Source organism: Agrobacterium sp. Ap1 (genome assembly GCF_017313375.1).
GTDB lineage: Bacteria > Pseudomonadota > Alphaproteobacteria > Rhizobiales > Rhizobiaceae > Neorhizobium > Neorhizobium cellulosilyticum.
In genome coordinates, this window is record NZ_JAFLMY010000002.1 from 458,700 (window position 1) to 484,295 (window position 25,596).

25 protein-coding genes are annotated in these 25,596 nt (G+C 58.8%); 10 read left to right on the top strand and 15 right to left on the bottom strand.

Annotated elements, in window-relative coordinates:
• Positions 1-16: 16 nt before the first annotated feature.
• Positions 17-406: a hypothetical protein gene (locus JZX87_RS05555; protein ID WP_148143979.1), complete on the top strand. Its 390-nt coding sequence runs from the start codon at positions 17-19 to the stop codon at positions 404-406.
• A 466-nt stretch (positions 407-872) separates the two neighbouring features.
• Positions 873-1,907 carry a magnesium/cobalt transporter CorA gene (gene corA, locus JZX87_RS05560; RefSeq protein WP_206824376.1) on the top strand — a complete coding sequence of 345 codons (1,035 nt, stop codon included), beginning with the start codon at positions 873-875 and terminating at the stop codon, positions 1,905-1,907.
• Positions 1,908-1,985: 78 nt separating this feature from the next.
• On the opposite strand, the gene JZX87_RS05565 is transcribed toward corA, so the two are convergent.
• Complete coding sequence (locus JZX87_RS05565; protein ID WP_206824378.1) at positions 1,986-3,911, bottom strand: methyl-accepting chemotaxis protein; 1,926 nt, start codon at positions 3,909-3,911, stop codon at positions 1,986-1,988.
• A gap of 405 nt (positions 3,912-4,316) precedes the next feature.
• Here JZX87_RS05565 and JZX87_RS31235 point away from each other — a divergent pair, with 405 nt between their 5' ends.
• Together JZX87_RS31235 and JZX87_RS31240 are read left to right on the top strand one after the other, a co-directional pair.
• Positions 4,317-4,889 carry a DUF3829 domain-containing protein gene (locus JZX87_RS31235; RefSeq protein ID WP_286194167.1) on the top strand — a complete coding sequence of 191 codons (573 nt, stop codon included), beginning with the start codon at positions 4,317-4,319 and terminating at the stop codon, positions 4,887-4,889.
• Positions 4,864-5,268, top strand: coding sequence for a DUF3829 domain-containing protein (locus tag JZX87_RS31240; RefSeq protein ID WP_353654164.1), 405 nt, complete (start codon positions 4,864-4,866; stop codon positions 5,266-5,268). Before JZX87_RS31235 ends, JZX87_RS31240 begins: the two co-directional genes overlap by 26 nt.
• Before the next feature lie 77 nt (positions 5,269-5,345).
• On the opposite strand, the gene JZX87_RS05575 is transcribed toward JZX87_RS31240, so the two are convergent.
• The 5 genes from JZX87_RS05575 to JZX87_RS05595 form a co-directional block, all read right to left on the bottom strand.
• Positions 5,346-6,653 carry an alpha/beta hydrolase family protein gene (locus tag JZX87_RS05575; RefSeq protein WP_206824380.1) on the bottom strand — a complete coding sequence of 436 codons (1,308 nt, stop codon included), beginning with the start codon at positions 6,651-6,653 and terminating at the stop codon, positions 5,346-5,348.
• Between the two features lie 165 nt (positions 6,654-6,818).
• On the bottom strand, positions 6,819-7,388 hold the full coding sequence (locus tag JZX87_RS05580; protein WP_206824381.1) for an RES family NAD+ phosphorylase: 570 nt from the start codon (positions 7,386-7,388) through the stop codon (positions 6,819-6,821).
• Between the two features lie 90 nt (positions 7,389-7,478).
• Entirely contained in the window at positions 7,479-8,306 is an 828-nt protein-coding gene (locus tag JZX87_RS05585) for an aldo/keto reductase (protein WP_206824382.1), read from the bottom strand.
• 140 nt (positions 8,307-8,446) lie between these two features.
• Positions 8,447-9,484: an aldo/keto reductase gene (locus JZX87_RS05590; protein ID WP_206824383.1), complete on the bottom strand. Its 1,038-nt coding sequence runs from the start codon at positions 9,482-9,484 to the stop codon at positions 8,447-8,449.
• Positions 9,485-9,505: 21 nt separating this feature from the next.
• Positions 9,506-10,693 (bottom strand): MFS transporter, encoded by a 1,188-nt coding sequence (locus tag JZX87_RS05595; RefSeq protein ID WP_206824384.1) that lies wholly within the window; start codon positions 10,691-10,693, stop codon positions 9,506-9,508.
• 237 nt (positions 10,694-10,930) lie between these two features.
• Between JZX87_RS05595 and JZX87_RS05600 the strand changes: the two genes are divergently transcribed.
• The gene (locus JZX87_RS05600) at positions 10,931-11,824 is read left to right on the top strand and encodes a LysR family transcriptional regulator (RefSeq protein ID WP_206824385.1); all 894 of its coding nucleotides are present in this window, start codon (positions 10,931-10,933) and stop codon (positions 11,822-11,824) included.
• 21 nt (positions 11,825-11,845) lie between these two features.
• On the opposite strand, the gene JZX87_RS05605 is transcribed toward JZX87_RS05600, so the two are convergent.
• The 3 genes from JZX87_RS05605 to JZX87_RS05615 all read right to left on the bottom strand — a co-directional run bounded on the left by JZX87_RS05605 (position 11,846) and on the right by JZX87_RS05615 (position 14,623).
• The gene (locus tag JZX87_RS05605) at positions 11,846-13,342 is read right to left on the bottom strand and encodes a phospholipase D-like domain-containing protein (protein WP_206824386.1); all 1,497 of its coding nucleotides are present in this window, start codon (positions 13,340-13,342) and stop codon (positions 11,846-11,848) included.
• Between the two features lie 63 nt (positions 13,343-13,405).
• A complete protein-coding gene (locus JZX87_RS05610) occupies positions 13,406-13,648 on the bottom strand; it encodes a hypothetical protein (protein WP_206824387.1) in 243 nt (80 codons plus the stop codon).
• Positions 13,649-13,855: 207 nt separating this feature from the next.
• On the bottom strand, positions 13,856-14,623 hold the full coding sequence (locus JZX87_RS05615) for a gamma-glutamylcyclotransferase (protein ID WP_206824392.1): 768 nt from the start codon (positions 14,621-14,623) through the stop codon (positions 13,856-13,858).
• A gap of 501 nt (positions 14,624-15,124) precedes the next feature.
• Here JZX87_RS05615 and JZX87_RS05620 point away from each other — a divergent pair.
• Positions 15,125-16,012: a branched-chain amino acid aminotransferase gene (locus JZX87_RS05620; protein ID WP_148143966.1), complete on the top strand. Its 888-nt coding sequence runs from the start codon at positions 15,125-15,127 to the stop codon at positions 16,010-16,012.
• A gap of 348 nt (positions 16,013-16,360) precedes the next feature.
• A complete protein-coding gene (locus JZX87_RS05625) occupies positions 16,361-17,344 on the top strand; it encodes a phytanoyl-CoA dioxygenase family protein (protein WP_148143965.1) in 984 nt (327 codons plus the stop codon).
• Positions 17,345-17,356: 12 nt separating this feature from the next.
• Here JZX87_RS05625 and JZX87_RS05630 read toward each other — a convergent pair whose 3' ends face one another.
• The 4 genes from JZX87_RS05630 to JZX87_RS05645 all read right to left on the bottom strand — a co-directional run bounded on the left by JZX87_RS05630 (position 17,357) and on the right by JZX87_RS05645 (position 21,065).
• Complete coding sequence (locus tag JZX87_RS05630; protein WP_206824394.1) at positions 17,357-17,974, bottom strand: alpha/beta hydrolase; 618 nt, start codon at positions 17,972-17,974, stop codon at positions 17,357-17,359.
• A 196-nt stretch (positions 17,975-18,170) separates the two neighbouring features.
• The gene (locus JZX87_RS05635) at positions 18,171-19,919 is read right to left on the bottom strand and encodes a putative bifunctional diguanylate cyclase/phosphodiesterase (protein ID WP_206824395.1); all 1,749 of its coding nucleotides are present in this window, start codon (positions 19,917-19,919) and stop codon (positions 18,171-18,173) included.
• A 93-nt stretch (positions 19,920-20,012) separates the two neighbouring features.
• Positions 20,013-20,636 (bottom strand): hypothetical protein, encoded by a 624-nt coding sequence (locus tag JZX87_RS05640; RefSeq protein ID WP_206824397.1) that lies wholly within the window; start codon positions 20,634-20,636, stop codon positions 20,013-20,015.
• Between the two features lie 105 nt (positions 20,637-20,741).
• Positions 20,742-21,065, bottom strand: a complete 324-nt coding sequence (locus JZX87_RS05645; RefSeq protein ID WP_148143962.1) for a hypothetical protein — start codon at positions 21,063-21,065, stop codon at positions 20,742-20,744.
• A gap of 264 nt (positions 21,066-21,329) precedes the next feature.
• Between JZX87_RS05645 and JZX87_RS05650 the strand changes: the two genes are divergently transcribed.
• Entirely contained in the window at positions 21,330-21,932 is a 603-nt protein-coding gene (locus tag JZX87_RS05650) for a superoxide dismutase (protein ID WP_148143961.1), read from the top strand.
• Positions 21,933-22,023: 91 nt separating this feature from the next.
• On the opposite strand, the gene JZX87_RS05655 is transcribed toward JZX87_RS05650, so the two are convergent.
• The gene (locus JZX87_RS05655) at positions 22,024-22,638 is read right to left on the bottom strand and encodes a L,D-transpeptidase (RefSeq protein WP_502711296.1); all 615 of its coding nucleotides are present in this window, start codon (positions 22,636-22,638) and stop codon (positions 22,024-22,026) included.
• A gap of 267 nt (positions 22,639-22,905) precedes the next feature.
• Between JZX87_RS05655 and JZX87_RS05660 the strand changes: the two genes are divergently transcribed.
• Entirely contained in the window at positions 22,906-23,748 is an 843-nt protein-coding gene (locus tag JZX87_RS05660; protein ID WP_206824398.1) for a metallophosphoesterase, read from the top strand.
• A 381-nt stretch (positions 23,749-24,129) separates the two neighbouring features.
• Positions 24,130-24,720: a cytochrome b gene (locus tag JZX87_RS05665; RefSeq protein ID WP_148143958.1), complete on the top strand. Its 591-nt coding sequence runs from the start codon at positions 24,130-24,132 to the stop codon at positions 24,718-24,720.
• 57 nt (positions 24,721-24,777) lie between these two features.
• Here the strand turns inward: JZX87_RS05665 and JZX87_RS05670 are convergent, their stop codons facing one another.
• Entirely contained in the window at positions 24,778-25,467 is a 690-nt protein-coding gene (locus JZX87_RS05670; protein WP_206824400.1) for a helix-turn-helix transcriptional regulator, read from the bottom strand.
• Between the last annotated feature and the right edge of the window lie 129 nt (positions 25,468-25,596).

Genomic DNA, 25,596 nt, shown 5'->3' on the forward strand with positions numbered 1-25,596 from the left:
TTGAGGAGACATCCTGATGAACGAACTGGTTTCCCGCGTCGCCGACAGCGTCGGCATCACGCCCGATGTAGCCGCAAAGGCGATCGGCATGATGCTCGGCTTCCTGCAGCGCGAGGCCGATGATGGCGCGGTAGCAAAGATGATTGAAGCAATCCCGGGCGCTCCCGAACTGGTGGCCCAGTTCAACGGCGAAGGCGCTGGCGGCGGCGGCCTGCTTGGAGGCCTGATGGCAAGCTTCGGCGGCGGCGTCATGGCGCTCGGCCAGCAGCTCATGTCCCAGGGTCTCGGCATGGGCGAAATCACGGCACTTGCCAAGGAAACTATGGCAGTTGCCCGCGAACATGCCGGCGATGAAGTGGTCGACACGGTTATCGCCTCGGTGCCGGGCCTGTCTCAGTTCGTTTGAGCCAGCCGGATCAGCTCGATAGACGGATCGCATAAACAAAAAGGCCGCCGGTTCCTGTTCCGGCGGCTTTTTTGTCGGGTGGCCAATCGGGGGAATGCCAAGCCGAATAGGGCAGGGGTGTGCCCGGCCGAAGATTGTGCTTCGGACCATCGCCGGTTGATCTGGGAAATGGCGACAAGATTAATTTATATTAGATTAGCCTAATTTACAAGTGATGATTGCTGGCAGCGAGGTCGCATCCTTGCCATTTTTCGACCGCCATCATTCCCATTGACTTTCCGGTGCGACAGGCCCATGTGAGCCTCAAAGCGGCTGCCCGTCCGGGCGTCGCTCTTTCAAAGGACAAACCGAGATGAACCCCGACAGTCGAAGTTCGACGTCAATAGATAGACCTGCCGCTTCGGGGCTCTGATCCGTTCTCTCGGTGATGCGCTCCGGGGACCAGATGGTCCGAAAAGGAGCCGTCATGCTGCGCATCCACGCCTATGACCTTGACCGCCTTGTACCTGCAGTCTTCGACCAATCGTTCGAAGGCGAAAAAGCTGTTGCGCAGACCGAAATCCAATCCGCTGAACGTAGCGCCTCCGTCGTCTGGTATGATCTGATCAGCCCGACCGCAGAAGAAGAACGCCAAGTCGGAGAATGTCTCGGCCTCGTCATACCGACCATGGACGAGATGGAGGATATCGAGCTTTCCGCCCGTCTCTATCAGGAGGACGGCGCCGAGTTCATGACCATGACCGTGCTGATACGCCCGGATGCCGGCACGCCGATCAAGGTGCCGGTCACCTTCATCATCAAGGGGCAGATCCTCGTCACCGTCCGTCATGCCGAACCGCGTCCGTTCGATGCCTTCATGGCGCGTGCCCGCAAGGCAAACGGCCTCGGCACGCATACGGCCACGGGCGAGCTGATCATGAGCGGTCTGGTCGAGGCGATCATCGACCGCATGGCCGATACGCTGGAAAGGCTCGGCGCCGATATCGACCAGATCTCCCGCGACGTCTTCGAAGCCAAAGCCTCGAAGGCCAACAAGAAGCAACGTGACCTGCAGGAACTGATCCGCGCCATCGGCCAGAAGGGCGAGTTCATCACCGTGGTGCGCGAAAGCCTTGTCAGCGTTTCCCGTGTGGTCGCCTATTATGCGGCGCTTGATGGCGTTGACCGCAAGCTTTCAAAGGAAGTCCGCCAGCGGCTTAAGCTGCTGCAGCGGGATGCCACCTCGCTTGGCGATCACTCGGCCTTCATGTCGAACAAGATCAATTTTCTGCTCGATGCGACGCTCGGCCTGATCAATCTGGAGCAGAACCAGATCATCAAGATCTTCTCGGTCGCCTCGGTCATGTTCCTGCCGCCGACGCTGGTCGCTTCCGTCTACGGCATGAACTTCGCCTATCAGCCGGAACTGCAATGGCATTACGGATATCACTCGGCGATCATCATGATGATCTTCTCGATGGCCGTGCCCTATCTCTATTTCAAGCGAAAAGGCTGGCTGTAACGCCGGCCTTGAAATGAAAGAAGGCGGGGCATCGCTGTCCCGCCTTCCTGTCGTCTGGATTATGCTGAACCGTGAGGCTTAGAATTCTTCCCAGTTCTGCGCCACGGCTGCATTGCCGGAAAACGCGCCTGCGACCTTGCGGGCGAGTGACCGGGCCGGCGAAGCGGCCGGTGCATCGTTTCTTGCCGCCGGGCGAACGGCTGCCGGAGCATGGCCATCGGCCAGCTTGAATTGCGCCAGCAGCGAATTCAGAGACGCGACTTCGCGGGCCAGGCTATGGCTGGCGGCAGTGGATTCCTCGACCATCGCAGCATTCTTCTGCGTGTCCTGGTCCATCTGGTTGACGGCGGTGTTGATCTGCTGGAGACCGGATGACTGTTCCTGCGAGGATTCGACGATCGCCGCGACGTTGCGGTTGATCTCCTGAACTTCAGAAACGATGTTCTTCAGTGCTTTGCCGGTCTCTCCGACCAGTTCCACGCCATTGCGAACCTGCTCGTTCGACGTTGTGATCAGCGCCTTGATTTCCTTGGCTGCATTGGCCGAGCGCTGCGCAAGTTCGCGAACTTCCTGTGCGACGACGGCAAAGCCCTTGCCGGCTTCACCGGCGCGTGCTGCTTCCACACCGGCGTTCAGTGCCAGCAGGTTGGTCTGGAAGGCAATATCATCGATGACGCCGATGATGTTGCCGATCTCGCCGGACGACTTTTCGATCTCCTCCATCGCCTTCACGGCAGTCTGGACGACTTCTCCGGACTTCTCAGCACCTTGACGGGTATGGGCGACAAGGGCACCGGCTTCGGAAGCACGCTTGGCGGCATCCTTTACAGTGGTCGTAATCTGTTCAAGTGCCGCGGCCGTTTCTTCCAGCGCTGCGGCCTGCTGTTCTGTGCGCTTGGCCAGGTCGTCGGCGGCCGACTTGATCTCGTTGGCACCGGCATCGATGCCGCGGGCATTCTGGGCAACGCCGCGCATGGCTGCCTGCAGCTTGTCGGCAGAGGCGTTGAAATTGTGGCGTACGCCATCCAGCGTTTCGGTGAACGGCTTGCCGATCCGGTATGCGAGGTCTCCGTCTGCCAGATGCGAAAGGCCATTTGCGAGGTTGTCGACCGCAAACTTCACGTCGGCAGCTTCCTTCGCCTTCTGCTCTTCGCGGGCGGCGCGTTCCTGTTCGGAAAGGCTGCGGTTGGCGCGGGCCTCTTCCTCGAGCTTGGCGCGCTCGATCGCATTGGTGCGGAACACGGCGACTGCTTCGGCCATATGGCCCACTTCGTCCTTGCGGCCGAGCCCCGGAACCTCCTGGTTCGTCTGACCGCCGGCAAGTGACGCCATGCGCTGGCGCAGCATGTCGATTGGACTGGAAATGCCGCGCGAGGCAACGAACAGCGAGGCGGCGATCGCAGCGGCAAACAGCACGCCGAGCGTCGTGATCAGGGTGATGAGTGTTGAATTGATTTGCGCAGTGATCCCGGCGCTATTGTCCAGAACCCTCTTCGTATTCGCGACATTCCAGTCCTTGAAGTCGTCACGGATCTTGGCGATATCCGGGTCGACCTGAGCAAGAACGGATTGCGCATCTTGCATCTGGCCTTGTTCGGTCAAGGCAACCGCCCTGTCCGTCATCGCGGTGATTGCAGCCGCGCGGGTTTCGAACGCCGACAGGTCATTCGCCTGCCCGGGAATAAGCTGCTTGGCAGATGCGAGTAGCGTGCCGATGACTTTCTTGCCGCTTTCGTAATTCTTCTGCGCCACGGCGCGGAAGGTGGAGCCCTGCGGATAGACCGTCAGCTGATAGGCGCTGTAGGCGACCGAATTCATCAAGGTCGAGGCGCGCGATACCTGGGTCGCAGCGACGCTGTCTTCTGCGATGAAGGCCGTATATTGCTTGTCTGCCTGCTTGAAGCTGTAGGCTGCGGCACCGATACCTGCCACACCGATCAGACAGACCGGCACGATCAGGGACAGTACCTTGGTTCTAATTGTCGCGTTTGAAAGAAAACTCATAGCATGCACCGTGAGAATGGACCGCGTGGACGCAGGTCGCCTGGGACGATCGGAAAGGGGAGGGAAGGCACGAGTGGAAGCTATCGAGGCCGGGGAGGCACGGGCTGGGCTTTCATGCAGGCCTGTCATGGGCTTGGCCGCACGCTATGGCAAGGTTGCTTAATCGCAATTTAATCAAATGCGCATGAAGCGAAAAAAATGTTGCGAAACTGAATATTTGTCAGGAAACAAAGTTGAAATTCCGCAGCGATGCAAATTGAGATTGATATGCGCAGCTTCGCTTCGGATTGACGGCACTCATTGTCTTGTAGATCCGCTGTAAGTGCGAATTTTTGCAGTTGACGTTCTCGGCTTGAGCCTCAAATTCAGTCAGTTAATATTCTATGTCTTTCGGGGGTAATCAGAATGCGCATTTTCACGTCGAGGGCGTTTGCCGTAGCCGCGATTTCGCTTTTGCTGCAGGTGCCGACGATGGCGCCGGTTCTCTCCGGCACGCCTGCTTTTGCCCAATCCTCCACAGGGCCTGAAGCGGAGGTTGACGTTTCCGACGCGGCGATCGTCAAGATGAATGCCTATGTCGAATTCTTGAACCGCTCCATTCGCGCCTCGGAATCGCTCGAGCGTTACGCTAGCTGGGTCGATATGAAGAAGGGGCCGACCGGCAAGGAAAGGGTCATTTACGGCCTCTACTCGCTTTATGACGTGCGCGATGAGATCGCAGCCGTCGAGCAGGCAGCCAAGGCCGATCCGAAAATGCCGGAACTCGATGCAGCCATGCTCGCCTATGTCGAGACCTACCAGAAGCTCGCGCCGGTGATCGAAAAAGCCAACAAATATTACGAGCGGCTGGACTACAAGTCCGACAAGATGGAAGGCGCCAAGGCCTACCATAAGGATATCGCAGCACTTGCTCCGACCTATGGGGAGCGCCGCGACGCTGCGGGCGGAAAAGGTGAAGCTCGACCTAGCGTCGCTTAAGGCTCTCGAACAGGCCGAAGGGCGCAAATCCCGCTGGCATGTCCGCAACGTCATGATCCGCGCCGAAGCGATGATGGACCTGATGCCGGACAACGAAAGACCGGTGGTCGACATGGCCGTTTTCAAGGGTGAGCTCGACGCCTATGCAAGCGCGGTGCGCGAATTCGACGACTATGCCATCGATCACCCGGACAGTTTCCACGTCTTCGAAAGCCGCCCGGCTTCGCTTCTTTCCAAACTGCGTGATCTCGACGAACAACTCCGAAAATTCAAGGGCGACGCCCGCAAGGCCGGCGGCAACGACATCGAGTGGATCGTCTCGGACTACAACACCATGGTCACCACCTCGCAGACGGCGACGACCTTTGCCAAGGACTGACTAGATCATTCGGCGCAAGTGCAAGCCGGCCCCCTCTGGCCGACAGGGCAGAGGGGTATTGGCAGGCTCCTGTTTGCTTATTCCACCGCGGGCTCAAATTCCGGCAGCAGCTTGCATGCCTCGTCATAAGTCTTGCGCTTCTCCTCGCAGAGCGCCGCGACGGACTGCTTGGTCGGCTTTTCGTTTCTGTCAATCCAGCTCAGCATGGCGGAAAACAGTGCCGCATATTGTGGCGTAGACAGTTTCGAATGCTCCGCCTCGTCGGAAAAATTCTGTTGCAGCAGGTCGCCATTGCCGGCCTTTTCCACAGTCTGGCGATAGATCGCCTCATGGTCAACGAACACCGTCGGGTCGTCCTTGGCATGTAGCGTGATCGTCGGCAGCATGATCTGGCCGGTAAGGTCGGCGTCGTAGACCATCGCCCGGCGTGCCTCCGGATCGGCCTTGAACCGTTCGACGCCCTTGTTCAGCGCCGCATCATCATCCGAACCCTTGTACTGGACTGCGGAATTGTCGAACGGGTTCTTCCCGTCGAGCCTGCACCATACGATGTCCTGAAACATCCCCGTCGCCCAGGCGAGATGCGCCACAAGGGTCTTTTCCGGCACATGGGTGACGGCGAGAATATTGGCGAGGTTCTTTGCCTGCTCCGGTGAACGCTTGTCCTTTGCAAGCGACAGGCCGGTGCATTCATCGATGCGCTTTTCCAGCTCGTCGCGCTTCATAGAGGTACCCTTGGGCAGGCCCTGCCAGACCGGATATTGCACCTCGTCGGCACGCGGATGGTTCTTGCAGTAATACTGGTAGACGGCGCGCAGATCGGCGCGGAAGTCATAGCCGCGGCTTCCGCCTGCAAGCAGCCCGCTGGTCAGCACCACACCGTCGTAATTCTTGTGGCCACGCCAGTCGAGCGCATAAAGTTCGGCGGTCTTGGCGGCCACATTGCCGCCCCATGACTGGCCGTGCAGCAGAACGGTCTTCGGCTCCCCCAGCAGCCGCTCGGCGATGCGCCGCACATTGTCGGTGTCCGCGGCGGCCATCCGCACGCCATAACCCTGTCGGCGATAGTTGGACCCTGCCCAGGCATAACCCTCCTGAACCGTCACGGCGAAACGCTCCAGATCCTCTACCGGATCGTCGGGTTTCGGCGTGGCCGTCCGCGGCCCGCCATGGGCATGGACGACAAGCACGCCGTTCCAGTTCTTCGGCTTGGCGATCCAGTAATAGGCGCCGCGCATATCCCGGCCTGCGAAACACTCGGTGCCGGCGGGCAGGCTTTCGGGGCAATCCTTCGGTGTTGGTTCATCACCTCGCCGTTGTGCCGCAGCAGGCAGGCTTGTTGTGGCGATCACCGCCGCAGAGAGCAATAAGGTTCTGAAAAGCATGGAAAATTCCTCCTTCTCCAGCCCGCTTGGAAAACTATGGCGATGGCCGGGGGAGGCAATGGTTGACCGAAACAGTCTGGCACAATGATGGCCTCTACTTGCCCGGATGAGTGATTTCTTTCCCAAATGCGAAACGGAACGGGTGCTTCCCCACCCATCCTGTCCTCAGTCGGTTCGGCTCCGGTCCCATGTTGGCTCTCCGGCGAGGAGAACGATCTCCACTGGCTCGCCGCATATCTCCACCTTCGGACCACCGCTTTCATTCCAGTAAAACAGGTTGAGATGCCATCCGCCCGGCATCTTGCGGGATCGATCGATAATCCCTCCCGCACCTGCGGCGCGGGCGATATCGGCGTTGCGCCAGGAAGCAGGCTCGCGACCTTCCGCAATCGCTGCCTGCCAAGCTTCGTTGGAATGATCCCTTTTGATGCCGAATGCCTTGCAGGCCTCTTCGTCATGCTGGTCGAGCACGAAGACCTCACTGATCTGGAGCGGCACCATCATGCGAGGCAAACCATCCTGATGCATATAGCCGGAGACCGCCGCGACAGCCGATTCGAACGTCGCGCTCGTGTAAAGAATACGCTCGCCTGGACGATGGTAACGGCCGGCGCTGTTGGGGGCGGGTGGATCAAGAACCTTGTCCAGCCGGGGCGTCGGGACCGAACGAAAGAAGCGGCCTTCCACCCGACGCAGGAGCGGATGCGTGCTGCCCGGATTTTCGTTTTTATTCAAGGTCTACCACTCACGATCACTCCGACGAAAAAGCTCCGGAGATATTCTCTCCGGAGCTCCAATCATTCAACAGAAAACCGGGATCGAAGACTACTTATCCCATTCCGGCGCGAGGTGCCCCGGATTGACGATGCGGCCGTCCGGGCGGGCAAGTTTGTGAACTGCTGCCATCTCGTCTTGCGAAAGCGCGAAGTCGAAAATGTCGAAATTCTCCGGCAGACGGCTTTCCGTGGCGGTCTTCGACAGCGCGATCACGCCCTTCTGCTGCACGGCCCAGCGCAGCACCACCTGTGCGGCGGTCTTGCCATGCTTGGCGCCGATATCCTTCAGCACCTCGTCCTTCGGCACGGCGCCGTCGGCCATCAGGTAATAGGCTGTCACCGACATGCCGGTCTTTGCCGCTTCCGCCAAAACCTTGGTCTGGTCGAGATAGGGGTGATATTCGATCTGGTTGTTGACGATCGGTGCATCCGACAGTTTTACCGCTTCCGCCAGCAGCGTGGTGGAGAAGTTGGAGACGCCGACATTCTTGACCTTGCCGGCCTTTCGCAGCTCGTTCAGCGCTCCGATCCGGTCAGCCAGCGGCATCTCGCTCTGCGGCCAGTGAAGCAGAAGAAGATCGACATGATCGGTCTTCAGCTTGGTCAGGCTTTCATCCACCGACGCGATGAAATCCTTGTGGCCGACACGATCGACCCAGACCTTGGTGGTGAGAAAGATGTCCTGCCGGGCAATGCCCGAAGACTTCAGAACATCGCCGACGGCGGCTTCGTTCTTGTAGATCTGAGCGGTATCGACATGGCGGAAGCCGAGCTTCAGGGCTTCCGGCAGGACGCGATGCACATCGGCATCGGGCATGCGGAAAGTACCGAAACCGAGGGCGGGGATGTTTGCGCCGTTTGCGCTGACGTCGAACATGAAAACTCCTTTGAAAAGCGAAGCCCGGCCGAGACTAGACGAAAAGTGGCCGAGCCAGAAATGAAGCCCACTCTACATGGGCTGTTTGACGGACGGATCAACTGCGAGATTTTGTCGGATACAGATCCGTCCGGTGGTAATCACCCGGCAAGTGGTGGATTGAGCTTCGCGAACCCGTCCTGCCTGTAATAGGGGAAATGCGGATAGGGCACCGTCACGGCGCTTGCCGTGTCCAGCTTTGCGATCTGCTCTTTCGTCAGTGACCAGCCCACTGCGCCGAGGTTCTGCCTCAGTTGTTCCTCGTTGCGGGCGCCGATGATGACCGAAGAAACGGTCGGACGGGATATCAGCCAGTTGATCGCCACCTGCGGCACGGTTTTTCCCGTTTCGGCGGCCACGTCCTCCAGGGCGTCGACTACCCGGTAGAAATGTTCGTCCTCCACCGGCGGGCCGAAACTTGCTGTCTCATGCAGCCGGCTTCCCGCCGGGATAGGCTTTGAACGGCTGATCTTGCCAGTCAGCCGGCCCCAGCCGAGCGGGCTCCACACCAGCGCGCCAAGGCCCTGGTCTTCGCCGAGTGGCATCAGGTCCCATTCGTAATCGCGACCGATCAGCGAATAATAGACCTGATTGGCGACATAACGCGTCCAGCCGTTCTTTTCCGCCGCCGCCAGCGATTTCATGATCTGCCAGCCGGAGAAGTTTGACACGCCGATGTAACGCAGCTTGCCGTCTTGAACGAGCCGGTCGAGCGTCGATACCACTTCTTCCACCGGGGTCGAAGCATCGAAGGCATGCAGCTGGAAAATGTCGATATGGTCGGTGCCGAGCCGTTTGAGCGCTTTCTCGACGGCTCCGATCAGCCGGGACCGCGACGAGCCCCAGTCATTTGGCCCATCGCCGGACGGCAGGCTAGCCTTGGTGGAGATCAGCAGCTCGTCACGACGGCCCTTGATCGCCTGTCCCAGCACCTCTTCCGATGCGCCGTTCGAATAGACGTCCGCCGTATCGAACAGGTTGACGCCGGCTTCGAGGCAGATGTCGACGAGGCGTCGGGCCTCCTCGACATCCGTATTCCCCCATGCGCTGAACAGTGGGCCGGACCCGCCGAATGTTCCGGCGCCGAAGGAGAGAACCGGCACTTTCAAACCGGATTTTCCAAGTGTGCGATAATCCATGACCGTCATCCTTGCTAACTGTTATTCTGCCGGTGAAAGCTGGGCGGCATTGCCGCTGCGGCTCTTGTCCATGCGGATCGCGATAACGGCGACTGCAAGGGCTGCGATCGGAACGAGGCCGGCAACCAGGGTAACCGATCCGAGACCGGGGCCATGGTCGATGACGGCGCCGCCGAGCCATGCGCCGATCGCATTGCCGAGGTTGAAGGCGGCAATGTTGAAGGACGAAGCGAGGCCCTGGCCGGCACCTTCGGCCTTGGCAAGCACCCACATCTGCAGCGGTGCGACGGTGGCAAAGGCAGCGGCACCGAACAGGGCAATCGCGATCACCATAAGCACCGGCTGGTGGATGACGGCAGTCATGGCGAGAAGCACGACGGCAAGCGCGATCAGGCTGCCGACAATGGTCGGCATGAGGTGACGGTCCGCCAGCCAGCCGCCGGCGAGATTGCCGATCACGAGGCCGCCACCGAAGACGAGCAGGATCGGCGAGACTGCCGCTTCAGAGAAACCGGTAATTTGTGTGAGGATAGGCGCGATATAGGTGAAGCCGGCAAAAACACCTACCCAGGAGAGCACGGTGGTCAGAAGGCCGAGCAGAACCGCGCGGCGGCCGAGCACGGCAAGCACGCCCTGCGAGGCTTCTTCCTGTGTGTCGGATGCCTTGTCCTTCGGTACCAGAAGCGCGATGACGATAAAGGCCGCCACACCGATCAGCGTTACGGCCCAGAAGGTCGAACGCCAGCCATAGGCCTGTCCGAGCCAGGTACCGAACGGCACGCCGAGGATATTGGCGACGGTCAGGCCGGTGAACATGATGGCGATGGCGGATGCCTTCTTGTTCGGCGCGACGAGGCTGGTCGCAACCACCGAACCGACACCGAAGAAGGAAGCGTGGGCAAAGGCTGTCAGTACGCGGGCTGCCATCAGTGTCCAGTAGTGGGGCGCGATGGCGCAGGCGAGATTGCCTATGGTGAACACCACCATCAGCGCCATCAGCAGGGTCTTTTTCGACCATTTTCCGGAAATGGCACCGAGGATCGGCGCGCCGATGACGACGCCGAGCGCATAACCGGAAATCAGCAGACCGGCAGCCGAGATCGAGACACCGAGATCCTTGCTGACATCGATCAGCAGACCCATGATGACGAATTCCGTGACGCCGATGCCAAACGCACCGGCCGTCAACGCATAAAGAGCGAGAGGCATTTGGGGTATCCTTGTCCTGATCCCTTGGGAGGAGGGGGCCAAGGGAAGATCATTCGATGTGCCGCAATATCGTTGCTGGACACTTGCCTGTGTAGCGACATAAATTGATAATCATCTGTGAAATGAAATCACAGCTGAGACGTCGAACGATTTGTTTTGATTTCGTGCGGCTGAATCCAAGCAAAGCAGGCACAGAGAAAGATGCTGTGTTTAGCATCGGCAAGTTGAGAGGTTCCTTTGGACAACCGCGCCGGAGAAATGGAAGTCTTCGTCCTCGCCGCCGAGCTGAAGAGCTTTTCGGCGGCAGGCCGACGGCTGAAGCTGTCACCCTCGGCAGTCAGCAAGCTCGTCACCCGTCTGGAAGACCGGTTGGGTACGCGGCTCGTCGTGCGTTCCACCCGTTTGCTGCAACTGACGCCGGAAGGCGAAACCTATCTGGCGCGCGCCTCGCGCATCCTCGCCGAGATCGCCGATACGGAAGAGATCGTTTCCGGCGGCGGGCGGGCGTTGCCGCGCGGTCCGCTGTCGGTCAATGCCTCCGTCGGCTTTGGTGAACTCTACATCCTGCCGATGACCCGGGAATTTCTGCAGCTCTTTCCGGATGTCCAGCTGGATGTCACGCTGACCGACGATACGGTCGATCTCATCCGCGAGCGGGTGGATATCGCCATCCGCCACGGACCGCTGCGCGACTCCTCGCTGATGGCGCGAAAACTCGGTCAGACCCGCCAGGTGGTGATTGCCTCGCCCGCCTATATTGCCGAGCGCGGCTTGCCGCAATCGCCGGCCGACCTTGAAGGGCACAACTGCATCAACTTCAATTTCCGCCGATCGGTCGAAGGCTGGCCGTTCCGCGATCCGCTGACCGGCAAGATCGATCTGCGCCCCGTATCAGGAAGCCTTAAAGCGTCAAGCGGTTCGATCATCCGCCAGTTCTGCGTTGATGGTCTCGGTATCGGTCGCGTCGGCCGCTTCCATGTGGAGCCGGACATCCAGGCCGGCCGCCTCGTTCCCATACTGGAGGATTTCAACCCGGAAGATATCGAAGACATCCACGCTGTTTACGCCGGGCATGAACATCTGGCGGTGCGCATCCGCGCTTTCATCGATTTTCTCGCGGAACGGTTCTGAACGCATCCTGCACGATGGCGTTCAGAGCGCTTTTTTCACCTTGTGCCCGAACTTCCGCTTGAGGAAGCTGGAAGTCCGATAACGCACGCCGGCAGGCCGCTCTGGATCGGCAATGTCGGATTCGGCAATCAGCTCCTCGTCCGCCGTCAAGTCGCGCATCGGCACGGATACAAGCCCGCGTCCACTGTCCCGGTTCAGCGCTTCGATCGCAGCGATAATCGACCCGCCATGCGCCGCAATCGCTGCCGAAACCTCCGATGCATCGCGCCCCAGATGTTCGGCAATCAGGTCGTCCCGCGTGGCGATGATCTTGTCCGTGAGATCCGTCTGCCCTTCAGAAGCCTCCAGAATGAGGTCGCATTCTGTGTCATAGCCCATTGACCGGTTGTTCAGATTGGCCGAGCCGATCTTCACGATCCGGTCGTCGGCAAACATCATCTTGGCATGGACATAGATCGGCGTGCGCGCCGCATTGACCGGATAATAGAGGCGGAACCGATTGTGGACGTCCGCCTCTCTGACCAGCTTCATCAGCCGGATACGTGCGCCGTCCATTGCCTTCGCTTCCAGAAACCCTTCGCAGCCTTCCGGATTGATCAGCACGATCTCCGGGCCGTCCGGTTCTTTCAGGCGCTCGGCCATGGCTTCCGCGATCCGCCGGGAAGCGAAATACTGGCTTTCCACATAAAGCGTCTTTTTCACCGCGGCGATGATCGCAAGCTTGGCGGTTTCGATCTCGACGACCTGTTCGCGACTGTCATATTCCGGTGCGGTACGCGCAATACCGATGGCGATGTCGCGGAAACCGACATCGAGCCCCTCCGGCCAGGGCGTATCTTTCTGCGCCAGATCACGCGGCTCAGGCAGTTTCTCGTCCGTTGCGCGTTTCCATCGCATCCGCGCGATTTCGCCGAGCGCCCGTGCCGCCTCGCCGGAAAGACACGTTGTTGCATCATGCCAGGGGCCTTGCGCGAAGCCCATGGGAGACTTGCGCAACGGTTCTTTATCCGCATGGTCGCGCGTATCCCAGCGCCCGACCGTCATGTCGATCCCGCCGCAGAATGCCACTTCGTCGTCGATCACCAGCAGCTTCATATGATGCGATGAGATCGATGGATGCGCGCCGTCCAGCTTCAGGTTGATGCGTTTGTCGAACATCCATTTGAGAATGTAGAACGGCGTCTCGCCGCGTGTGATCGAATTGATCAGCCCGATATCCCATTTCAGGATGCGGATATCGAGATTTTCATTGCGCGCGGCGATCGCGTTGAGAAACTTGCCGAGCTGGTCGGGCAGTTCGTCGGAGGCCTTCCGGTTCCGTTGCCTGTCGTCGCCATTGCCAGGTATCAGGTCGATCCGCGTGTCGAAATCCCAGCCGATCAGGTAGATAGAGCGTTGCGCCTTTGCCATGGCGCTCTTGGCGTAACGAAAGAAGTCGGCGGCGTCGATGATGATCGAAAGCCTGTCTGCCTGTGCGATCCGCCAGCAGGTCTCGCCTTCCTTCAATATGCTCTGCATCTGCCCCGTTGCCCGCCGTCAATTGATATCGACGGGCGCATATAGGGCGATGGCACAGGTCTTCTATGGGCAGCTGGCGGTGTTTCGAGGATCGGGGTCTTGCGCTGTCTTCTTGCTGCTCCGGCGGCTGGCGATGGCGACTGCGAGTATGAGAAAGGGCCATGCGGTGGTCAGCAATAGCCCCGAAAACCGAGCCGCCGTCCACGGAAGGTTGCGCAACGCGCCCTCGATCAGGGTGATGACGAAGAAGATTTTCGCAATCAGCAAATAGAGGATAAGCGCCGTCGTCGTCACAGTTTCTGCCATTCTTTCTTCATGTATACGTATGGCTGGCCCTCTCGTGGAGTGCCCCGAACAGGTTTGTCGAGGGAGCCAGCCATTTCAGTCAAGGGCTGACAAGGCCCCTCAAGCGTTCAATCACGATCGAAGCGTGAGGTCTTCACCCATTTGAGGGATAGTACGCCGGGATGCACAGTGCGATGAGCCTCGATGCGAAGAGCGGAACCTCTGCCGTCAGGTAAGGCGCGCAGATGTGTAAGGCGACAGGGCGCCGGCCGCATTGGTGGGGGCCTGGGAGGCCGAGGCCCCGTGTACTGCTTCCACTTCCTTCGCCACCAGTTCCTGCAGCCGCCAGAGATTGCGGTCGCGAATGCCGAATTCCGCCAGATGGACCACGGTATTATAGAGATATTCGGCGCAGGAACCGCGATGCCCGCAGGCACGCGCCAGAATGGGGGCCACCTCTTCCAGCGGCAGCAGCGGCTTGACGATCCGCGGACTGTCTCCTCCCGCCCAGAATGTCAGGGCCGGGATCGTGCCGCCATCCTCCGTCCTGACCGGAAGAAAACGAAACGTCGACAAGCTGTCCTTGTTGCTGAGTTCGCGCCTAAGCGCGCTTTCGATCTGCTCGCGCTTGTCGTGGTCGGCCACCCTGTAGATCAACCCGTCGCAACGTCCACCGCGCGATAACATCATCATCAGCCCAGGCTGAGCGGGAGAACCGCGTCCGCGCTCGATACGCAGCGAAAACGATCGGTGCCAGCCATAGGCGGTTGCACGCTGGCACGCGATGGACGCGAAACCCGGTTTCCAGATCAGCGAGCCATAAGCGAAGATCCACAACGGCTCGTCACCGATTTCCTCGACCAGGCGCTGGGTCAGCGCCGTATAGTCGGCGTCGGTCAGCGGGGTCCAGGCCGCGGGCAGCCCCGGATCTTCCTCCTCGCGAAAGCAAAGGTCGACCATCTGCTGGGTCAGTGACATTGGAGATGATTTGGGCATGGCGTTTATATGGCGTTTATAGTGTCTAGACTTGCGGGATAGCAGCGAAGCTCGAAATTGCGCCGCCTTTACAGGCCTGTCAACGCAGTGCCGCCCCATGTTTATTCGTGTTGCCGCATAGACGCCCGATTGTTCTGGTGAAAGATCACGGATCATGTCGGTCGATATAGATCCGTGAACGAAATGAAGAGGTGTCCCGTTGCGTTGGCTGTTTATCCTTGTTCTTGGCCTTTTGGTTGCATGCGTGCTGAGCATTATCTGGATGAATGATGCCAATCGATTTCCTGCTGGCGGCCATCTGCAAGGCGCAGACCCGACACAGCAGAACCCTTTGACCGGGCAGCCTCCCACGCCCAGCCAGCCCGGCGCCAATCCCTGATCGGTAATTGACGATGAAACATCAATTTTTGTGATGTTTCATCTCAGATTATCGCTTGACCTTCCGTCGTCTGAAGCCTTCATTCGCGCCATTTTTCGTGCCTGCTTTGAAGGAGACTGATCATGGCCGTCGATACATCCCCCCGCTCGATCACCTGGACCTATGTGGACGGGGAATGGATTGATGGCAATCCGAAGCTCATTGGCCCGACCTCACACGCCATGTGGCTGGCCTCGACAGTCTTCGATGGCGCCCGCTGGTTCGATGGCATCTCGCCGGACCTTGACCTGCATTGCCAGCGCGTCAACCGCTCCGCCACCAATATGGGCATGAAGCCGACGATGACCCCGGAACAAATCGAGGCGCTCGCACTCGAAGGCGTCAAGAAATTCGACGGCAAGACGGCGATCTACATCAAGCCGATGTATTGGGCCGAACATGGCACATCCTACAGCGTCGTCGCGCCTGATGCGGAATCGACCCGCTTTGCGCTCTGCCTGTTCGAGGCGCCGATGGGAACCGCAAAGCCCTCTTCACTGACGCTGTCGCCCTTCCGTCGCCCCAGCCCGGAAGTCGCCATGACCATTGCCAAGGCCGGTAGCCTTTATCCCAACAGCGGCCGCATGATCATCGAGGCCCATTCGCGCGGCTTCGACAATGCGCTCGCGCTCGACATGAACGGCAATGTCGCGGAAACCGCGTCCTCGAACATCTTCATGGTCAAGGACGGCGTAGTCATGACGCCGATCGCCAACGGCACCTTCCTTGCCGGCATCACCCGCTCGCGTGTCATTGGCCTGCTGCGTGAATCCGGTTTCGACGTTCGCGAAGTAACGCTGACGGTAAAGGATTTCGAAACTGCCGACGAGATATTCACCTCGGGCAACTATTCCAAGATCGCACCTGTCACGAAGTTCGAGGAACGCTCACTGCAGGAAGGACCGGTCGCCCGCAAGGCTTTGGAGCTTTACATGGACTGGGCTCGATCAGGCGGTCGCAACGACGCCTGATCGTCCGGAAAACCAATGAAAGCTGAGATCGTTATAGGTATAGGCTTTCATGGAAACAAAGACTTAGAGTTTTAAAGTCAATTGTGCCTGCAGTTGAAATAATCCAAGTCGGATATCGCCAATGCTCGGGTATAATAGTGCTCGGGCATTGATATTATTTGCCGTATTATTTGTCGAATAAGATAGAGTATTATATAGTTATTTCTGTCAATTGTATTGCGGCGTAGAAAGTATATGCTGAATTGACCTCGTATTTTTGCCGCATTGCAGCAAAAATATGCCAAATGAGGTCAGGTAGTATCTGCATCCTCTCTCCCCCTTGGGAATACAGGCCCCTTAGGAGTGGCAATGTCAGTAGACGTATCATCATCGAGTGCATCGCAGCCCACCGACCTTGAGACAATCGCCCGAAATGGCAGCCGGTTTCGCCGGATGGCGGTTAGAATTCCAACCTATCTTGCGGACGTGAAGGAAAATCCGGCCTGGTTGCCGATGTTCATGCTTGCCCGCACGATGCCCGGCCGTCGTGCCCATTGGGCCCTGTCGGCAAAATACAAGCCCTCGGGTAAGCCGCAGCCATCCCTTTTCGGTAGGCTGGATGCAGCCGCGATTGCTGATGCCCTGCGCGGCGACGGTATTTTCACCGGCCTGCAGATGCCTGCCGAGATCCAGCAGGAGATCGGCCGCTTTGCGTTGATGATGCCGTGTTTCGGCAATTTCGACCGGTCTCTCGAATTTGTCGCGCCCCGGCATAACGAGGCTGAGCAGAGTTTCGGTCGGTCGCTGCTGAGCGGCCATTTCTTCGAGCGATCGTTGAAAAGCCAGGGTGTACGCGCCATCCAGGCCGACCCTTTGCTGATGGATGTCGCAAAACATTATCTCGGCGCCAGCGCCCGGCTTATAACCACTCGCATCTGGTGGAGTTTCCCGACCCAGGCCTCTTCTGAAGCCGACCGCAGCCTTGCGTCGCTCGACAAGTTCCATTTCGATCTCGACGACTGGCGAATGCTGAAATTCTTCTTCAACCTCGTGGATGTCGATGAAGGCACCGGTCCGCATGTCTTCGTCAAGGGTAGTCACAACCGGCGCAAGGCAAAGCACCAGTACACGCTGCTCGTCGGTCATCCGGCGGATGAAGTGCTGGATTATTACGGTGCCGATCAGGCCGTCACTTTGACTGGCCCGGCCGGCTCCGGTTTCGTCGAGGATCCGTTCGGCTTCCACATGGGCACGGTACCGGTAACGAAGCCGCGGCTGATGATGGAAGTCGGCTTCGGCGTATCCAAACCGTCCCGCCGCCGTTTCCACGGCGAGCCGATTATCAGGAAATAAGCCGCCCGGCGCTCAATTCCGGGCGATTCCTTCCAGGAAATCCGCAGCGCGATCGACGCCGCCGATCGAGATCGTATGGCCGAGGCCCGGCTCGATGACCGTCTCGATGGCCACACCTGCCGCTTTGAGTTCGGTTTCCGCCTTCTCTGTTTCCCAGGAAGGGATGACCGGGTCGGACGTGCCGTGCACCAGCAGAACCTTGGTTGCTGCCGATGGCGCGAGCGGCTTTTCGGTCGCCAGCCGCCCGGAAAAACCGACAACGGCTGCGACCGGCCAGCGGCCGCTCGCGACAGCATCAAGCGACATGATCGTGCCTTGTGAAAAACCGACGAGCACCACCCGGTCAAGACGCCCGTTGAAACCATTTTCCTCGATGATGTCGGAAATTACCGTATCGAACGCCGGGCGGGCCGCGGTAATGCGGGCAGGGCGGTTTTCCTCGGTCACGCCGGCAACGCTGAACCACTGGTAACCTGTTCCGAAGCTCGACCGCTCCGGTGCATTCGGTGAAACGAAGACGGCATCCGGCAGGCGCGCTTTCCAGTTTTCGCCGAGCGGCGCGAGATCGGCGCCGTTGGATCCGACACCGTGAAGCAGGATGACAAGAAGGGAATTCTGCAGGGCGGTCATGACAATACCTTATGCGCAAGGGACACGGATCGTCCGTATCACAGGAAGATCGGTCTACGACAGGAACCGGAAAGGAGCTAGGCCGCAGCCTGTGACCGCTCCGTTCACCGATAGCACATCTGGATGACGATCGGTTCGCGTGGCTTGGATGATCCGACTTATGTCATGCCCTGAGGCATAGTGATCCCGCAGCGTTTCAGCGCCGCCGTGATGTCTGCTTTACGTGAAATCCATCGGTGTCGATCTGCGGAAGAGACGGGTTGTCCTCCGCCCCGGTCAGGCCGGCATATTGCGCGATCGGGCCTGCCCGGCCTATCAGGTGGCCCTGCAGGTTCTGGCACTGCGCGTCTTCCAGAAACGCGCGTTGTTCTTCCGTCTCCACACCTTCCGCCACGATCGGAATGTTCAATCCGCGCCCGAGCCCGATCACCGCGCGCACGATCTCGTCGGCGCTTGAGTCGGCCACCAGCTTGGAGGTGAATGACCTGTCGATCTTTATCGTATCGAAGGGGAAGGATTGCAGATAGGAGAGCGACGAATATCCGGTACCGAAGTCGTCCATGGCAATCCGCACACCAAGTGCCTTGAGGCCTCGCAGGATTTGCAGCGCCCGGGCGAAATCTTGTACCAGCACGCCCTCGGTGACTTCAAGTTCCAGCCGGTCGGCGGAAAGCCCCGTTTCCAGAAGCATCGTATGAACGTCGCTAACGAGGCTGTCCTGGCGAAACTGGATCGGCGAGATGTTTATGGCGATCTTGAGCCGGTTCGGCCAGCTTGCAGCTTCACGCCCGGCTTCGTTAAGCACCCAGCGGCCGATTTCAACGATCTGGCCGCTTTCCTCAGCCAAGGGCACGAATTCGTCAGGCGTGATCAGGCCGCGGGTTGGATGATGCCAGCGTAAGAGTGCCTCGAAGCCAAAGATCTCGCCGGTAACGGCGGCCTGTGGCTGATAATGCAGCATCAGTTCGCCACGTTTGATCGCATGGCGCAGGTCCTGCTGCAGCACGCGCCGGTCATGCATTCGGCGGTCCATGCGGGAGTTGAACGCACAGAAGCGACCGCGCCCTTCTGCCTTGGCGCGATAGAGCGCCGCATCCGAATTGGCAAGCAATGTCGCAGCATCGGCGCCATCCTGCGGAAACATGGCGATTCCGATGCTGAGGCTCACCCGAAGCGAGCGCCCGTCTACTTCAATTTCCTCTTCCATCACCCGCGTCAGCCGCTCGGCAAGCCGTGTCATCGTTTCCGGCTGGTCGTCACCAACGCTGATCACGGTAAACTCGTCACCGCCAAGGCGTGCAGCCACGTCGTCTTCATTGATCACGCTCTTGAGACGCCTGGCCAGTTCCGCCAGCACGGTATCGCCGGCTGCATGGCCGAACACGTCGTTGATATCCTTGAAACGATCGATATCGAAACTCATCACGCCAAACTGGCGGCGCAGCACCCGGCTTTCCGCAATCAGCTTGGCAAGCTCCGCCGCAAACCGCATGCGGTTGGGCAGGTCGGTGAGCGGATCGTGATGGGCGAGATAGGAAACCCGCTGTTCCGCCGTCACCCGCGCAGTAATATCCTGCTGTGTGCTCAGCAGATATTTCCCGTCAAGCAGCACATCCTGGACGTCGATGATCTTGTCGCCGATCTCCACCTGCGTCACGGAAGAGCCTTCTTCGAGCAGCTTGCGGATAAGACGCTCGAAATAGGCGATTGGGTCTTCTTTCCAGTCGGCCATCCGGCCATCGGCAACGACATCGGCAAAAGTCTCGTCCTCGTTGTGCCATCGGCTGTCGAGGTCATGCAATTCCTGGAAGCGACGATTGGCGTAGAGCGGCCGGCCTTCCAGCTCGAAAATGCCGACGGCGACCGGCAGGTTGTCCATTGCCGCCATCACCGCCTGCAGCATTGCCCTGTCGTTTGCAAACCCGCGTGTCTTTGCCGTGGTCATGCCTTGCTCCCGTGGTCCGGAAAACTGTAGGCCTCACGGCTTAAATATTAGATAATCAAAATATATCAAATCCGACAATATCGGCGGAGTAGTTCACGAGGCGCCAAACGCTTGTGCGCTGGTCTCTTCCTTTACCCTCATGATTGCCGTCTCCAATCGCTCGAATGCGACCAGTCCCCGCGACCCGATCGAGCTTGCTGCACGACGGATCGACGATAGCGTCAGGGCAAGATCCTCGATCGCCAGATTTCCTTGAGCAGAGCCGTCCAAGCGCCGCTGCCTGTCGGCAAAACGAAACGCTTCTTCAGCCAATGTGGTGAAAAGCCGATCGGCCGTTGAGACGCGGTTCCCGTTATCGTCTACAGCCCGCCATATCGGCGTATGCGTATCCAGGCGATAGCCGGTAAGCGTGCGGAAGAGGATTAGTTCGCTTGTAGAATACCCGCTTCCAGATGCGGCAGCGGTCGCATTGAGCGCAATCGGGGGCGAACCCGCCTTGTCTGTCGTGTCGGAAACCTCAGTGGTATCCGGCACGAACAGATCGACCGAAGAGAGGTCGAGGGCGGGCAAGGGTGTAGCCGTATCATTTGCATCGTCCAGACAGGCGATATCGGAAGCTCGCCTGTCCAATTCATCGGTCACCATGGCCTGAAGAATATGATGATCGGTTTCGCGCATCAAAAATTGCGGAACTGCTGGAATATCGTTGGTGATCACATTGCTCTCATCGGTCAAATGTCAAAATCGCAAACGGAAACGCAAACAATGACCAACCATAGAAATGCAATCCTGCGCGAAGCTGATTGTTGATCGCATTTTGGCTTACGGCTTCACCGCCAGCTTTTCTGCACTGATCTCACCGCCGATTTCGGCCGTTTTTTTCTGCTTGTCGTAGACGCAGATGGTGCTGATCCTGGTTTTCGCACCGACAGCCTTCCCGGTCACGACGGCCATCCCGTAATGTTGGCTGCCATAGGGATCAACGACTGTATTGCCTTTTTCGATCAGTCCCTTGGAAGCCTTTACGCAGGCTCTGGAAACATCCGTCTGGAACTTTGCCCAGGCATCATCCGAGGATGCATGAGCAACACTGCCGGTGATGAGAAAGATGCTCAGCGCGGCAAACGGCGCGGTCGTGATTGTCATCGAATCAAATCCTCCTTTTGGAATGTTCCGATTGCCACCGATTGGCGGCAGTCCTGTGACGCGCCGCTAAATTCAGGTATTGGCGGAGCAATTTCCGGATCGCTGGAACGATGTTCCACGACATGGCGTTACCAAGCAAAGCTGCTGCGCTGCAGCTTTGATTTTTGCCATAATTTTGGCATAGGGGGCGTTGCCTCTTCTCCGGTCCGCTCCTATGTTCCCGCACGACGATTACCCAAGGTTTTGCCTAAAAGGAGTAGACCAATGGCCTTCGAACTTCCCGCACTTCCCTATGATTACGAAGCGCTCGTTCCCTTCATGTCGAAGGAGACGCTCGAGTATCACCACGACAAGCACCACAAGGCCTATGTCGACAACGGCAACAAGCTCGCAGCGGAAGCTGGCCTTGCCGACCTTTCGGTCGAGGAAGTCGTCAAGAAGTCCTTCGGCACCAATCAGGGTCTCTTCAACAACGCTGCCCAGCACTACAACCACATCCATTTCTGGAAGTGGATGAAGAAGGACGGCGGCGGTAACAAGCTGCCCGGCAAGCTGCAGGCTGCAATCGACAGCGATCTCGGCGGCTACGACAAGTTCAAGGCTGATTTCATCGCAGCCGGCACCACGCAGTTCGGCTCCGGCTGGGCTTGGCTTTCGGTCAAGGACGGCAAGCTCGCCATTTCCAAGACCCCGAATGGCGAAAACCCGCTGGTTCACGGCGCATCCCCGATCCTCGGCGTCGACGTATGGGAACACTCCTATTACATCGACTACCGCAACGCCCGTCCGAAGTATCTCGAAGCCTTCGTCGACAGCCTGATCAACTGGGATTACGTGCTGGAAATGTACGAAGCCGCTTCCAAGTAAGCTTCAGCCGTTTCAGTCATCGGAAACACCCGGCGTCTCGCGGCGCCGGGTGTTTTCTTTTGTGTTTGGCAGGTTACCCCTCACCGCCGTTTTAGACGGTTTCGGGCATGAAGCTGTCTCGTGGACCATCCTGCAGAACGACGACGCGGGTTCCATCTGGAACGCGGCGATAAAGGTCGATGATGTCCTGGTTGAGCAGGCGAATGCAACCGCTCGAAACTGCCTTGCCGATCGTCCAGTCCTCCGTCGTGCCGTGAATGCGGTAGAGCGTGTCGCGACCGTCTTTGAAAAGATAGAGCGCTCGCGGCCCAAGCGGATTGAGCACGCCCGGCTCCATGCCGGCGGCAAGCGGACCGTAACGTTCCGGCTCTCGGGCAATCATGTCCTGTGTCGGCGTCCAGCGCGGCCACTGGCGCTTGTATTGAACCCTGCCGACGCCTTCGAATTCCAGTCCGGCCTTGCCGACGCCAATGCCATAACGCAGCGCCTGGCCGTTTTCCTGAACGAGGTAGAGGTACCGGTTTCTAGTGTCGACGACGATCGTTCCGGGTCGTTCGCGCGTCGGATAGGCTACCTCGCGGCGATAATATTGCGGATCGACGCGTTTCAGGTCCGCGGCCTTGATCGGAAACTGCTCCCCCTCGATCGCGGCATACATGGCCGTATAGTGAGGGTCGACGGACGGCTTGAGGGCGATGGGCTGCACCGCTGATGTTGCGCATCCTGTCACGAACAGGGGAGTTGCGATAAGAAGGGTTCGGCGGGTGATTGCTGGCAAATCGTTCTTCCGGAATAATCAGGCAAAAGAGCGTGTCTTCGCGATGACGCGCATGCAGTTCCTCTTACCCGCAATGACCGCGAGACCGGATCACAATGCCGACGATTATGTTCACGTCGTCTTTATCGCGGGTGAGCAGCCAATCTGCATGCCGTCCGTCACACCCCTGTCACAGATCGAGCCTAACTGCGCGCCATGTCTTCTGAAAAACCTCTCCTCCGCTTCGGCGTCATCGCCGATCCCCAGTATGCAGATGTCGAACCGAGGCTGGAATACGACCGGTATTACCGCAACAGCCCGAAGAAGTTGGCGGAAGCGATCGATACGCTGAACGGCGAGGATCTCGCTTTCGTCGTGACGCTCGGGGATCTGATTGATCGCGACTGGGAAAGCTTCGACCCTATTCTTTCCGTCTACGAAGGGCTGCGCCACGAGAGCATCCTGCTTCCCGGCAACCACGATTTTTCCATTGCGCCGCAGCGGCTGACAGAGGTTCATGCGCGTCTCGGCATGCCTGCCCCCTGGCATCATTTCTTGCGCGGCGGCATCCGCTTCGTAGTCATCGACGGCAACGAGGTGAGCCTGTTCTCCACTTCGGAGGGGCATGCGCGTCACGCCGAGGCACGCAGTCGTCTGGCCGCACTGGAAGCTGCCGGCGCCATCAATGCCATGCCGTGGAATGGCGGCATCGGCGATGGGCAGTTCGCCTGGCTGGAGCAGATGCTTGCCGACGCGCGAGAACGCGGCGAGGCGGTCATCGTCATGGGGCACTATCCGCTCTATCCCGAGAACCCGCATAATCTCTGGAATGGCGAGCGGGTTACGGAATTGTTCGAGCGCTCGGGCAACGTCATCGCCTATCTGAACGGCCATAACCATGTCGGTAATCTCGGACGCACTGGCTCCACCTGGTATGTCAATTTCAAGGGCATGGTCGATACCGAGACGGAAAACACCTTTGCCGTCGTCGAGGTCTATAAGGACCGTATCGAGGTGATCGGCTACGGCCGCGAGGAAAACCGCAGCTTGGCTCTCTGAGTAATTCCGGCTAAGGCGGAAACGCCTCTCGGTGAATTGCCGGCTCAACCCTGGGTGAGGCAAAGCGCCGCGATTGAAGATGGCGCCACAGACGCAGTTAAAACAGAAAGCCTTTCATTGGAAACGGTTTAAGCCGGTTTTCCCTGCCTCTCGTTGAGGTAACGAGGGATATCTTCGCGCGTTCTGCGACACTCTGTGTACTTGGATAAACTGACTTCGATCTGTTTCCTCACAATCGCAAGTAACGGCCCGAATGACTTATGTTATTTGTCAATTTTTGAACTGATTTGAAGATTCATCCAAAACCTATTTATTGATTTTCCGCAGGAAATGTTCGGGCCGTCTTCGCGAGTGTATTCAACTGGGAACGAGCGAAACGACATGGCCAGCACAACAGACACGGGAACCCTGACGCGACCCGGATCGCGGAATTTCAACGCAACCTCAAAATTTCTTCACTGGCTTATGGCGGCCATCATCGTGGTCGCCTGGGGCGTGGGATATTACGGCGGCGCCATGCTGCATTACGGTGTCAGCGACGGCGAGACGGCACAGAAGATCTGGGCCATCACCCTGCACAAATCGATCGCCACCACGACGCTTTTCCTCATCGTCGGGCGTATCATCTGGCGCGCCTATAACCGCCCGCCTGAACTGACGGACATGCCGGCAATCATGAAGACGGCCACCCATCTCGGCCACTTCGCCCTCTACTTCCTGATGGTCGCAGTTCCTGTTTCCGGCTGGTGGAACAGTTCTTCTGCCGGTTATGCAATCCCGGTTGCCGGTCTCTTCACCATTCCCGGCCTCGGCGGAAAGAACCCGGAACTGACGCCCTATCTCGTCTCTGCCCATTTCTACCTCTCCTGGGCGCTGGGCCTCGTCGTCGCCGGCCATGCCGCCTTCGCGCTGAAGCACCACTTCATCGACAAGGACGAAACGCTGACCGCCATGCTGCCGAAAAAAGACTGAGCCTTAATGCGGCACCGGATGCATGAGAGGTGCCAAAACGCCCCATGCATTCGGGTATCAGGCGATCGGTTGCTGCCATCCGTCGATCCAGACCTGGCGTAACCGGTCGCCTTGCCCCGGAAAGAAATCGTCCCTCGCTTCGCAATGCGTCACGCGGTCCGCACGAAAATTGCGGATCGCGTTGCGCAATTCGCACCAGGCGACGATGTTGGCAGTTTGCGAATAATAGATGAGTGCAATCGGCCGGATCGCCCGATTCGTCAGATTGCCCGGCTCGTCACGATAATCGATCAGCAGCTTCTGCTCGTCACGGATCGCACGGCGCACAAGGGCCAGATCCACCGCGTCCGGCGAAGGGGCAACCGTTCCCCAGGCGTGCAGTGCATCTGCCGAAAATGTTCGTGCAAGCGGCTCAGGAACGACCGCTGCGATCTTGCGGTTCACCCGCTTCGCGGCGCGTCTCAACTCGGTATCTCCGGTGCGGTCGAGAAGCGCCAGAGCCAGCACGATTGCCTCGGTTTCCTCGATCGACAGCATCAGCGGCGGCAGGGTGAAGCCGGGCCTCAAGATATAGCCGATGCCGCGCTCGCCTTCGATCGGCACACGCATGGCCTGAAGCGCTGCAATGTCCCGATAAATCGACCGTATCGTGACTTCCAGTTGCGCGGCGATTGCCGCCGCCGTCACCGGCTTTCTAGCCGGCCTCAGGATCTGGATGATCTCGAACAGCCGCGACGCCTTGCGCATGAGATTTCTCCGTCATCATCGATTCAACTGACAGAACGCTGTCAGTTGCACTGGCTTATAGCGCCTGCTGCCGGCCTGAAAAACAAGGGTAACCGGCGAATTTTCAAAAACGGGATGGCGCGACAACTG

Excerpts from the sequence above, each read along its gene's own strand:
- JZX87_RS05625 (WP_148143965.1), top strand. The coding sequence starts at position 16,361 with ATGTCAGTAGACGTATCATCATCGAGTGCATCGCAGCCCACCGACCTT.
- JZX87_RS05660 (WP_206824398.1), top strand. The coding sequence starts at position 22,906 with ATGTCTTCTGAAAAACCTCTCCTCCGCTTCGGCGTCATCGCCGATCCC.
- JZX87_RS05590 (WP_206824383.1), bottom strand. The coding sequence starts at position 9,484 with ATGGATTATCGCACACTTGGAAAATCCGGTTTGAAAGTGCCGGTTCTC.
- JZX87_RS05645 (WP_148143962.1), bottom strand. The coding sequence starts at position 21,065 with ATGACAATCACGACCGCGCCGTTTGCCGCGCTGAGCATCTTTCTCATC.
- JZX87_RS05630 (WP_206824394.1), bottom strand. The coding sequence starts at position 17,974 with ATGACCGCCCTGCAGAATTCCCTTCTTGTCATCCTGCTTCACGGTGTC.
- JZX87_RS05635 (WP_206824395.1), bottom strand. The coding sequence starts at position 19,919 with ATGACCACGGCAAAGACACGCGGGTTTGCAAACGACAGGGCAATGCTG.
- JZX87_RS05665 (WP_148143958.1), top strand. The coding sequence starts at position 24,130 with ATGGCCAGCACAACAGACACGGGAACCCTGACGCGACCCGGATCGCGG.
- JZX87_RS05615 (WP_206824392.1), bottom strand. The coding sequence starts at position 14,623 with ATGCCCAAATCATCTCCAATGTCACTGACCCAGCAGATGGTCGACCTT.
- JZX87_RS05620 (WP_148143966.1), top strand. The coding sequence starts at position 15,125 with ATGGCCGTCGATACATCCCCCCGCTCGATCACCTGGACCTATGTGGAC.
- JZX87_RS05595 (WP_206824384.1), bottom strand. The coding sequence starts at position 10,693 with ATGCCTCTCGCTCTTTATGCGTTGACGGCCGGTGCGTTTGGCATCGGC.
- JZX87_RS05610 (WP_206824387.1), bottom strand. The coding sequence starts at position 13,648 with ATGGCAGAAACTGTGACGACGACGGCGCTTATCCTCTATTTGCTGATT.
- JZX87_RS05565 (WP_206824378.1), bottom strand. The coding sequence starts at position 3,911 with ATGAGTTTTCTTTCAAACGCGACAATTAGAACCAAGGTACTGTCCCTG.
- JZX87_RS31235 (WP_286194167.1), top strand. The coding sequence starts at position 4,317 with ATGCGCATTTTCACGTCGAGGGCGTTTGCCGTAGCCGCGATTTCGCTT.
- JZX87_RS05575 (WP_206824380.1), bottom strand. The coding sequence starts at position 6,653 with ATGCTTTTCAGAACCTTATTGCTCTCTGCGGCGGTGATCGCCACAACA.
- JZX87_RS05670 (WP_206824400.1), bottom strand. The coding sequence starts at position 25,467 with ATGCGCAAGGCGTCGCGGCTGTTCGAGATCATCCAGATCCTGAGGCCG.
- corA (WP_206824376.1), top strand. The coding sequence starts at position 873 with ATGCTGCGCATCCACGCCTATGACCTTGACCGCCTTGTACCTGCAGTC.
- JZX87_RS05555 (WP_148143979.1), top strand. The coding sequence starts at position 17 with ATGAACGAACTGGTTTCCCGCGTCGCCGACAGCGTCGGCATCACGCCC.
- JZX87_RS05650 (WP_148143961.1), top strand. The coding sequence starts at position 21,330 with ATGGCCTTCGAACTTCCCGCACTTCCCTATGATTACGAAGCGCTCGTT.
- JZX87_RS05585 (WP_206824382.1), bottom strand. The coding sequence starts at position 8,306 with ATGTTCGACGTCAGCGCAAACGGCGCAAACATCCCCGCCCTCGGTTTC.
- JZX87_RS05605 (WP_206824386.1), bottom strand. The coding sequence starts at position 13,342 with ATGCAGAGCATATTGAAGGAAGGCGAGACCTGCTGGCGGATCGCACAG.